Below are 11631 nucleotides of genomic sequence, written 5' to 3' on the forward strand. Positions count from 1 at the left end.
AAGACTTAATGGCGGTATTTTATTCAATATCACTGCAACTTATTTTTAATTAAAAAATATCACTGCGATTTTTATAGAACTTAATCACGCTTTTGGGGCTGAGATATTCTCCTCCCCTATCATCCCCCCTTGCTCCTCCTATAAAAATTTACATTTTAATGATGTGCAGAAGCTCTCACTATGCGTCTGTTTTATTATTTAATTTGTGAACAAAATCGACTGTGACAGAAAATTTTCACTTGTAAAAAACTTAACTGCCTGCTCTCACATTTTGCTGATGATTCAGTGTATTAGCATCTAGTTGAACATTTCCTTTTTCGGCATCTGCCTTTCTAGCGTGTGCGAAACCTTCTTGATGACTGAGTCAGCGAAGGCAGCGCGCAGCTCAATATCAATTCAATAACAATGGATTTGTAAACGTGGACAATAAGACATTTAAATTATCAACAATTGCCAAAACCGTACTGCCTTTGATTTCCGTCGCAGTCATCAGCGGTTGTGGTAGTGATAGCACGAACGAAGATACGACGAACCCAGACTCAGGCTTGTACCCTGCGGGAGAGAACGAGGTCGTCATTTATTACAAACGCGATGTGGCGTCCGCTTCAACGGCCAGCGACTACGAAGGTTGGGGCTTGCACCTGTGGAACGGTGAGGGCTGTACCAGCACAGATTTAGACGCAATGGGCATTCCTGGCACAGGAACGGATTGGTCGGCACCGCATCCATTCGATGGCATCAACGACACCTACGGTGCTTACTACGTACTGAAAGTGAACCCAGATGCCTCTGACCCACACGAATGCATGAACTTCATTCTGCACAAAGGTGATGAGAAAGCATTCGGCAGTGCAAACTCAAAAGTGGAGCTGACGAAAATCGGCGAATCTAAAGGGTTGTTTGGCTTCCACGGCAGCAGTGAGCTTTACTACGAGCCAATCGAAGAACGCCCTGTTGATATTGATGGTCAAAAAGCGCATTGGCTAGATGCCAACACCATCGCGTGGGAAGCGGCGGCCAATGCGGATTCCATGAAGCTGTTCTACAGCCTCAGCAACGACATTAAAATGGATGAAGACAAGCAAATCTCCGGTGGCACAGCGGTTGAGTTGACGAAAGCAGGTGATTTATCTGATGGTCTGAAATCACGCTTCCGTCACCTTGCTAGCCTCCAAGCTGCAGGCATTGATGTCGATGACGCGACCCTACGCACGATCCTGAAGTCACAAATCGTTATGGTAGCTTACAACGCAAATGGTGACGTCATTTCTGCAACTGAAGTGCAAAAGCCGGGCGTTTTGGATGCGGTGTTTGCCGATTCCAAGGCAGGTAACGCGATTGGTCAAGAACTCGGCGCGATTGTGGAAGGCGGTGCCGCAACCTTCAAACTATGGGCACCAACTGCCCAAGATGTTGATCTGATAATCTACGATGAAAACTTAGCAGAAGAAGCGACCGTTGCCATGACGGAAGACCCAGCAACAGGTATCTGGGTTTCTGAGGCACAAAGCAACGTTGTCAACAAATACTATCGCTACCAAGTTAAGGTATACCACCCAACAACTGGCGTCGTTGAAACGCGTTTGGTAACAGACCCATATTCAATGAGCTTGTCTAAGAACTCACGATACTCGCAAGTGGTTGATTTAGATGATCCAAGCTTAATGCCTCAAGATTGGAAAAACTACGCACGCCCAACGGTTAAAAAAGACGAAGACCACGTCCTTTACGAGTCACACATTCGTGATTTCAGCTTTAACGACAGCAAAGGCACACCAAGTCTTGATGGCAAATATCTGGCGCTTACAGAACCTGAGCGTGAGTCTGTATCTCACTTACAAGCTTTAAAAGATGCTGGCCTAACAACGCTACATATCCTGCCAGCATTTGATATTGCAACCGTGGATGAAGACGCTGACCAGCGAGTCGATATCACCGACACCGTGGGTAAACTTTGTGGCATCAAGCCAGAAGCGTCCATTTGTGAGACCGAAGATGACGGCAAAGTGATTGAAGAGGTATTAAACAGCTACGACCCAACAACGGGCAAAGCACAAGCGTTGATGAACGATCTTCGCATGCTAGACAGCTTCAACTGGGGTTACGACCCATACCACTACACCGTGCCAGAAGGCAGTTATGCGACCGATCCTAACGGGTCTAAGCGTATTCTTGAGTTCCGCGAAATGGTTCAAGCGACGCATAAAATGGATCTGAAACTGGTCATGGACGTCGTGTACAACCACACAAATGCATCTGGTGTGAACGAAAAATCAGTACTGGATAAGATTGTCCCTGGGTACTACCACCGCCTAAACGTCAACACTGGCGGCGTAGAAAACTCAACCTGTTGTGATAACACCGCCACCGAAAACCTAATGATGGGTAAACTGATGGTTGACTCATTGATGGTGTGGGCGGATGACTATAAAGTCGATGGTTTCCGTTTTGACCTTATGGGCCACCAGCCGAAAGATGTCATGGTTTACGCACTTGAAAAAGTCCGTGAAATTGATCCGAATACTTTATTCTACGGCGAAGGCTGGGACTTCGGTGAAGTCGCGCAAAACGCTCGCTTCGATCAAGCAACACAAGTCAACATGGCGGGGACAGAAATCGGTACTTTCTCTGATCGTCTGCGTGACGCAGTTCGTGGCGGAAGCCCGTTTGATGGCGGTGTAGATTCAGAAGGTAAGCACCCACTTCGCTTCAACCAAGGCTTTGGTAACGCGGCTTACCCGAACGAAGAAACCAAAACTGACGCAGAATCTGTGAATGGCCGCCTACACAACCAAGATCTGGTTCGTCTAGGTATGGCTGGTAACTTAGCTGACTACGTCCTTCTGGATTACAAAGGCGAAACCAAACTTGGTAAGAATGTTGATTACAATGGTGCTCCAGCAGGCTACACAAAAGTGCCATCAGAGAACATTTCCTACGTGTCTAAGCACGATAACCAAACGCTGTGGGACAACAACGCTTACAAGATTGCGACAGGTACTTCATCTGCTGAGCGAGCACGAATGCAGTCTGTATCACTATCAACGGTGATGCTAGGTCAAGGTATTCCGTTCATTCACATGGGTTCTGAGCTATTGCGCTCTAAGTCAATGCAGCGTGACTCGTACGATTCTGGTGACTGGTTCAACCGTGTATTCTTCGATGGAAGCGACAATAACTGGAACGTTGGTCTACCACGTGAAGACAAAGACGGTGCAAACTGGGAGTTGATCAAAACCATCGTCGGTGACAGCACGGCGAAACCAGACTCAACGGACATCGAGCTGACGAAGCAACAATTCCTAGAGCTACTAAAAATCCGCAGTACAAGCGAACTGTTCCGCTTAGACACCGCGCAAGAAGTGATGAATCGCGTTGATTTCCGCAACGTGGGCCAAGACCAAGTAGAAGGCTTGATTGTGATGTCTATCGACGATGGCACATCAGCAGGTGCCGATTTGGATTCGAACTACGATGCGATCGTGGCCGTTGTGAACTCAACATCAACTGAGAAATCTTTCAAAGTTGCTGGCGCAACTGGTTTCGAGCTGCATGAAGTTCAACAAAACTCTGCAGATGACATCGTGAAAGGTGCAAGCTTCGCCAATGAAACGTTCACAGTACCAGCACTGACAACAGCGGTATTCGTACAGCCACAGGACGGCGCGCAAGGTGCAGGCCTACCAGTAAACACGGACAATAAAGACGTATCGAGCATTCCTCCTTACGGCGAAACTGTGGTTTACGTCAAAGGCACCATGAACGAGTGGTCAGATAGCAGTGACTGGGCGATGACCTTTATTGGCAACGGCATGTACTCTGTAACTGGCGTTCTTGAAGCAGGTGAACACGAGTTCAAATTTGCGGACGCAGGATGGGCAAATCCAAACATCGGTTGTGATGCTGCGGATTTGGCTTCTGGCTCACTAGACTTAGGCTCTGCAGGGAACTGTACGTTGTCTGTCGCTGAAACTGGTAAGTACAACTTCACTCTGAACGCGTTACATGTTCAAGATGAAAGCGTAGAAAAACCTGTTGTTTCAGTGACGAAGTCAGCAGATGCACCAACGTTCGGTGAAACAGCACTTTACCTACGTGGCACTATCACCACATGGGATACTCCAGCGCAAGACTCAACTGCGAAGTTCAGCTATGTAGCAAATGACGTTTACTCGCTAGACATTGACCTAGCGGCGGGCAACTACGAGATGAAAGTTGCGAGCGCAGACTGGGCAGCAGACACCAACTTCGGTGGCGAAGGCAGTGTTGAGCTTGGTAAAGCGCTAACGATGGAAGTCGGTGGCGGTAGTGCAAACCTCAAAATTGCGATTGCAGAAGCGGGAAATTACAACTTCCACTTCAACGCGGCTGACAAGTCGGCGCCAATCGTGACGGTAACGAAAAACTAGTTTCATTTAAAAACATCCGTAATGAAAAAGGGGAAGCATCGCGCTTCCCCTTTGTTTTGTTGGTGTCACTATCACTAAATGGTGGATACCAAAATCAAGAAGGTGTTAGTTTCCCCAAATCTGTTCAACAAACTCTGGGTGATCAACGAATGGATTGCGATTGCCTTGAAACTCAAACACTTGATGATTGCGGTTTTGTTCTTTTTCACTAACGGGATCATTTTTGTGCCAACGCTTCAGCATGTTTAACATCCAAGGTTCAAAAACTGTTGAACTTGAACCATCAAGGACAGCATCCGCATTGCTTGAATTGCCTTCCCAGTTACCTACAACATTTTCATAGCGGGTTGCTATGTAGAAATAGGCACGAGCAAAGTCGCCTTTGAACTCATCGATCGGCTCAAACACCGTACCGGAATAACCTAGGCTAGTACTTGCTTGACCAAGTTTAGAACCATTACTAGACACGTAGGTCGCGGTGCCCACTTCACCAAATGGCCAGTTGCTACGTTTGGCGTTTACATAACCATCGGTTGCAAACAAATGATGACCGTCTGAGTTCATCGGTTCAACTTTACCGCCAAACCAGCTTTTCGGGAACGAGTGTTCACGGTTGTAGCAATCCCCTTCTTGGCTATATTGACCACATTGGTCTGTCACTTTCGTGAAGCTGATAGCATCACTGCCCGCAGGTTTCTCTGAATACATATCGAGAATAGAGCCATCATTTTCATAATAACGATCAATATCGGCATCTTTTACCAAGGTCCACACCGCAGAATAACCTCGGCTAGTGTGGTTGTTGATGATGTTAAACAGCGCCGTTTTTAGAGCGTAGCCCGTCTTGCCAGATGCCGCTTGATAGTAACCATCAACCACTGGTGGAGTCGTGGTTGAGTCACCTAACGTAAAATCGGTGGTTTCGCTTTTCGCAAATTCATCGCCAGAGGCAAGAGTCTTATCTCCCACCTTCAACGTGTAAGACCCCGAACCATTGCCACAGCAAATGCCGTCGCCATAGCTGTCTTGAATCGTAAATTGGTAGCTACCATCGGCTAAACACATGGTCTTTTCAACAGTGGTTGACGACTCATACCTCTGACCAGAGAAAAGCACTTGCGCTTGGCTATTTTTCAACTCCCAGCTAGTTTCTGAGCCATAGTTGTCCGTCGTGAGTGTAAGAACCACTTCATGATCGCTACAATTTTCTACAGGAGGTTGTGTACTTGTCTCGGTCGGTTGAAAATTATCGACGTAGACAACTTCTGAGCCATCAAAACCGGCCTCATCGTAAAAACGCAGACCGACGTTGATGGTCTTGTTCGAGCTCGCTGTGTAGTTGTGCGCCAGCTCTTGCCACTGGTTTACCTGCTGCGGATCTGAGTAATTGTGATAACCATCAACCACCAGACGTGCTTTTACATTTCCTTCGGTGTGATAAACCGAGACAGAAAACGGATAGGTTTTCCCTTGCTCCACATTAATGGTTTGTAAAAGGTCAGTGTTGCTTTGGGTACCTGTATTCACGACGACTTGAGCAGCCAGGCCGCCCGATTTGATTTGTTCGCTGCTTGGCGACACCGCGATGCCAGCGTCAATCACTGACCACTGCGTAGGCGCACTGCCATTCCACTGTTCAAAGTCACCATTGAGAATTTGGCTATATGCAAGCGGAGAGCTAATAACAGCAAGAAGACAGAGGGGTTTCGTTATGGATTTCATTATACTTTTCCACTAGTTATGTAAATCCCAAACACGATAAACATATTAGTGGGGCATAAGTAATCCTTCAGTCACATTTTTACGTTGCACAAGTGTTAATTTACTTTTTAATGTGCAGCTTATCTCACAAATATCCATCTGCTGAAAACAAATGCCAATACAAAAAGCGAAGCAACTTGTTGGCTACATCGTCGTAAAACCATTAAGGGAAAAGTAAAACAGACAGAAAAAAGCCAAGTGTGCGCCTATGGGGGTCAGCAACAACACTTGGCTTGTTTATAAGAAAGCTTGTGGTCAGCTCAACTGGAGAGCATCAATTCTGGATAATTCCTTAAGGTTTTACCGCAAAGAATCGTCCTTGTAGTGGCGACATCAGAATCTGATATTGACCATTGCTCGGAGTAATTTTTTCATTCGTGAGCAAATCCACCAACTCACCAGTACCAACACTCTCCTGAGTAAGAGTGACGCTTCTAGCGCTCTCTAAGGTATTTAGCGCAAACAAGACTTTGTCTGTACCAGATTGTTTCAAGTCCACATAACTGCCGTTACTCGCAACTAAATTCGTGCGTGACCCCTGATAAAGTGCAGGATGCGCATCGCGCATTGTCATCAGCGATGTCACATAAGCTTTGAGATCGGCTTGGTTTGCATCAAGCGTCGCCGTCACGCCTTCAATTTTCGCACTGCTGCGCGCAACGTGATCATCGCACAAACCTTGAATGGCACAGGTACTGTTGTCTTCTTTTGCGGCAAAACCATCCACTTGATCCCCGATTTCATCACCGTAGTACAACGTGATTGGCCCGGTGTACGCCGCTTGGAAAGAAAACGCGGCTTTATGGCGTAACCAATATTCTGCATCATTCACATCCGCCAAGTTTCCGCGCTGTAACAAGTCACCAAAGCGCACTAAATCATGGTTGCCGATCATCAAATTCGGCTGCGCATGTGTTGGATATTGGTTGTGTGTGCTGTAACCGTTGTCTAGCCAATCCACACCGCGACCACCCACGCCACTCTCATTCACGGCCAAAGTTTCAACGATGCGATAGCGCATAGGAAAATCAAATGCAGAGCACAGTGCCGGATCGCTGTTCGATCCATACGCCTCATTCGCGATCTCAGACTCCCCTTTCCAAATCTCTGCCACCATGTAACCCAACGGATTCACTTGTTCGCCTTTGCTATTGGTGTACGTGACACCTTGCGAAGCTTCATCGACGGCTTTACGAAGTTGTGTCCAAGCGTCTGTCGGAACTTGATAGGCTTGATCTAAACGCCAGCCGTCAATCTTGAGCTCTTTGATCCAATACGTCGCCACTTCTTTGTAGAAATCGAGACTGGCCGGATAATCAACCGGGTTGCTTGATCCAGATGGCAGCAAACCGGAAGGTGAGGGTTTGATCAAGCCATCTTTGTGATGACCAAATACGCCATCAAAAAATACGTATAAACCGCGTTTGTGTGCTTCTTCGACTAGAGTTTTCGCGGTCGCTAAATCACCAAATTTTGGATCGATCTTAAAGTAATCTGTCGCAAAATAGCCCGTGGCATCCAAACGATCGGCCCAGTGATCTTGTCCTGCTATCGCTTCAGACTCAAAAACTGGCGTCAACCAAATCGCATTCATCCCTAAGTCTTGGATGTAATCGAGTGAATCAATCACTCCTTGCAAATCGCCGTTATGATGGCTGGTGCCATAACCTGTACCGTGACCAATGCTCGCATCACCATCCACAAAACTCTCTACCATGATTTGATAAGTACGAAGTTGGTTACTTTTCGCCATGACATTGGCTTGGCAAGCATAACTGGTATCCGGTAGCGGAGTGCTGCTATTAGTGTCGCCACCACCAGAAGAATTACACGCAGATAAAGCACCAATCACACTTAACGCAAGCAACGATCGAAACAGGCGATGGTTACGTCGGACGTTACGCATTTTACTCTCCCTAACTTACTCAAATTAAGTAAAAACATTTGAGTAATAAAATTAACCCCAACATGCTTCCCATGTAGGGGTTAATAAATAAAAACAGATTTTAAATAACTGAATGGAATATTATTGACACTTATTTACCATAACATGAAGAGGTTTGCCTTTTCCTTCAAATTGAAGGCTCCAAACATATTTCCCGTCTTCTTTAATATCAACCGAAGTATCTGTACCGTAACCACCAAATGTTAATGGTGTTAATTCACCAACGTTCATTCGATTCCCTTTAGCGGTAAATTGTGGGAACCACAACTCGGTCGCATACTGCATTTTGTAGGAGCCTACTTTTTCTTGAACCACAGCTTGGTAGAAATTATTTCCTTTGTAGGTGTATTGACGTTGAGGCACGTGTTTCCAGTCGGAATCCGCAAACGTACCCACCACAAACAGTGGTTTAGAAATTGGTCCTTTCGCCGTGCTATCTGGGTTGTCACACGCTTTCATGAAAGCAACCACTTCGTCTTGAGACATATTCACAACTGGCTCTGCGGCCGCTTCTGGTTCTGCAGTCGATTGACAACCCACTAAGGCAACAAGTAGGGCAGCAGCAAGAGAGGTCTTCATCATGTTCATTTCACGTAATTCCTTTTTAGTATATCCAAAGCAAAATAAACTCAACGTTTAAAAGAAATATTAATCGTTATTAAAATGGAAATATCAAACGCTAAATAAATATCGTCGGATTGCGAATTTAAATTACTTCGAGAAGTTTATTTATTTCCTAAATACAAAAATAAGTTAGGAACTGTCAATAATTATTGATCTAACCAATATAAAAAACAAAACAATAAAAATAAATATGTGAATAAGATAACTCTATGTAGGGGTATTTTTATTGGTTTATATTCTATGAAAAAAGGCCAGCATTTTTCTGGCCTTTTATATTCAATTATTTTTTATTTACGGCTTTCACAAACACTTGTTGCGCACCTTCAATACCCAGCTCTTTTGCTTCATCGAGCAAGGTGAGTGCTTTCGGAATATCGTTCGCTGCGACTGCCGCTTCAATTGAGCTGTGGTAGTAGCTAGTGAGATCTGTACCTTGAGGAATGTTGTCGTTTTTCGCGACAATCTTGGTATTCACGATATCATTTGCGGATACCGACAAACGGAACTGACCCAGTGGGCTGTGTTTCGCTAAAGGGTCTGCAATATCTGGCGGCTGAGTGTGGCGCGCCATGGCGAAGGCTTTTGCAGGATGCAGAACTTGCGTACTGCCTTTTAGATCAGCGGAAGTCGTGTACACCAATACATGCAGATCGTTACCTGTCATGTCTGGAATCACATTCAGATCAAGTACGAATTTATCGTTGTCCAACAGTTTTGCTGGCTCGTACTTAAACTTTGAGAAATCTGCTTGGTAAATGGTTTCTCCTGCCGAGTTCATCACTGCGACATTAGGAGCATAAAATTGAAGTTCTTTACTTACGAATGTCTCTAATTTGATATCGAGACTGCCACGGTTGCCCGGAAGAGCAAACGCTGCAATAGCGCCAGCACTGTTACCATCCAACAGCATTTGGCTTTTATCAGTCAAAGCGAATTCAGTAACCACAGGTACATCAACCATTACCCATTGAATATCACCCGATTGAGTGATCACTTGTTGCTGACCTTTTGGACTCATCTCTACTTGTTCTACGGACGCACAACCAGTAGCCAACATGCCCAGCAGTACGGGAGCAAGCCATTTTTTCATTACTGTCTACCTCGACTCTTTATTGTTTTTTAAATAAATACAGCCAGATAAGTTCTGGCTGTATTATTCTAGGACAATTTAGGACTTAGTGGTTAGATGATTACCACCAAGCTTCAGCTTGTACACCGAATTGGAACGTATCGTCTGAACGACCGTTGTCAAATGTGTTAGAGTTGTCTTCTTTGTCAGCCGTTAGGTAAGAAGCGTAAACACGGATTTCAGGACGAGCCCAGAAGCTAGAACCAGCAGACCATGCTTGAGCAACAGTTAGCTTACCGTATTTGTTTTCGTCGCCGTCGTTATCATCGATAGCGTAACCAGCTTCGAAGATAGTTTTGTGGTTGTCATCCCATTTGTACATTGGACGAACTACAACAGACATTGTTTCCCACTTGTCTTGACCAGCCCACATGTCTTCACCAACACCGTAAACTAACTGGTGACCCATTTCCCAACTGTCACCCATGCCGATTACACCCCAGTTGATTAGGCGGTAACCAGATGCACCGTTATCAGCTTCTGCGCCGTACCAGCTACCGTCGCCGTAGAATGCCATTGTTTTTGAGTAGCCTTCAGTACCGTACTGAAGCACTGTTTTGTTGAAACCAGCGTCTAGACCTTGAGTCAATTCTGCTGTGAACATTACGCCGTTTTTCGCATCTTTAGTGCCGTTTGGCGCAGCGTCAGTTTCGTTAAGGATTGCGTAGTTCAAGCCCATTTCTAGAGAACCGTTGTCCCATAGAGGAAGACCTGCATAACGTACGTCTAGAGTGTTAACGTTTGTATCGCCGCCATCGTTACCTGGATCTGCGATATCGCCACGGTCGTTACGAACCCAAGCGAAAGAAACTTTACCTGGACCAGCTTCGATACCTTCAACACCAGCGCCCGCGCCAGAGATGTTCCAGTAGTAGAAGTCAGAGATATGAATGTCGTGACGTTGGTAATAGCGCTTACCAGCCCAAAGTGTTGCTTCTGGAGCAAAGTTTAGTAGGCCTTTAGCTTGAACGTTGAATTGACGTAGTGCGAATTGTGCATCGTCAACACATTTCACTTCGCCGTTATCCAAACCACAGTTAGCAGAAGTGCTTTCCCAGTCGTTTGAACCATTAGAAGTCATTGCAACCATAGAGTCTACGTAGAACGTTTTGCCGTTGTTGTTGTAAACTTCTTTACCTAGTTGAATCTCGCCGTAGATATCGCTTTCATTACCTAGACGACCGATCTTGTTCTTTTCGAATGTTAATTGTTGACCACCGTCAGCGTTCACGCCAACACCAGCACGCATGTAACCGTGGAAATCCACTGCGAAAGCAGAACCAGCAGCTAAAGTTGCAGCCACAGCAGCAGCAATTGCACTTACTTTTTTCATTCTTAACTCCATTAAGGGTATTTATAATTCTGTCTTCCCTGCTCACTCTTTTAGGTGAATATAGGCAGTAAAAACACACCTAAAGAAAGAGAGGTAAGATGGGAACGAATCCCCGTTTGTTTCAACAGTTATGAGATTACCCGAGGCGTACAAGGATGACTTCCTCCGCCCCAAACTAATTTAGGGGGGATGAGAAGGGAGTAGAAAATTTACCGAATGGTGTTTTTTCGAGTCAGATCACCAATCTAGGGAGGAATTAGTAAGTTTATTCGGTTTTGAGCCGCTACAAAGTGATAGCCATTTCATATTTTTGACTCTAAGCCGTCACATAAAGTAATTAAATTACATGAATATTTTTATATTTAGGGTGGTTGACCTTAGTAAGACAAAGTTTTTAACTTATAGTTTCCTAAAGGTAGCAATAAATATT

6 protein-coding genes are annotated in these 11631 nt (G+C 45.4%); 1 reads left to right on the forward strand and 5 read right to left on the reverse strand.

The genetic code is table 11. The annotated features are described in order from the left end of the window. Positions 1-419 precede the first annotated feature (419 nt). Positions 420-4409 (forward strand): pullulanase-type alpha-1,6-glucosidase, encoded by a 3990-nt coding sequence (gene pulA / locus NL643_RS06875; RefSeq protein ID WP_253644138.1) that lies wholly within the window; start codon positions 420-422, stop codon positions 4407-4409. A 105-nt stretch (positions 4410-4514) separates the two neighbouring features. On the opposite strand, the gene NL643_RS06880 is transcribed toward pulA, so the two are convergent. The 5 genes from NL643_RS06880 to NL643_RS06900 form a co-directional block, all read right to left on the reverse strand. Then, on the reverse strand, positions 4515-6131 hold the full coding sequence (locus NL643_RS06880) for an endonuclease (RefSeq protein WP_253644139.1): 1617 nt from the start codon (positions 6129-6131) through the stop codon (positions 4515-4517). Between the two features lie 331 nt (positions 6132-6462). Continuing rightward, on the reverse strand, positions 6463-8076 hold the full coding sequence (locus tag NL643_RS06885; protein ID WP_253644140.1) for an alpha-amylase family glycosyl hydrolase: 1614 nt from the start codon (positions 8074-8076) through the stop codon (positions 6463-6465). 120 nt (positions 8077-8196) lie between these two features. After that, positions 8197-8703, reverse strand: a complete 507-nt coding sequence (locus NL643_RS06890) for a hypothetical protein (protein ID WP_006740821.1) — start codon at positions 8701-8703, stop codon at positions 8197-8199. A 316-nt stretch (positions 8704-9019) separates the two neighbouring features. After that, a complete protein-coding gene (locus NL643_RS06895) occupies positions 9020-9829 on the reverse strand; it encodes a MalM family protein (RefSeq protein ID WP_253644141.1) in 810 nt (269 codons plus the stop codon). A 100-nt stretch (positions 9830-9929) separates the two neighbouring features. Continuing rightward, the gene (locus tag NL643_RS06900; protein ID WP_006740823.1) at positions 9930-11201 is read right to left on the reverse strand and encodes a maltoporin; all 1272 of its coding nucleotides are present in this window, start codon (positions 11199-11201) and stop codon (positions 9930-9932) included. Positions 11202-11631: the final 430 nt, after the last annotated feature.

The sequence above is a fragment of the Vibrio sp. Y42_MX_L11 genome, assembly GCF_024181785.1.
Lineage (GTDB): Bacteria > Pseudomonadota > Gammaproteobacteria > Enterobacterales > Vibrionaceae > Vibrio > Vibrio diabolicus.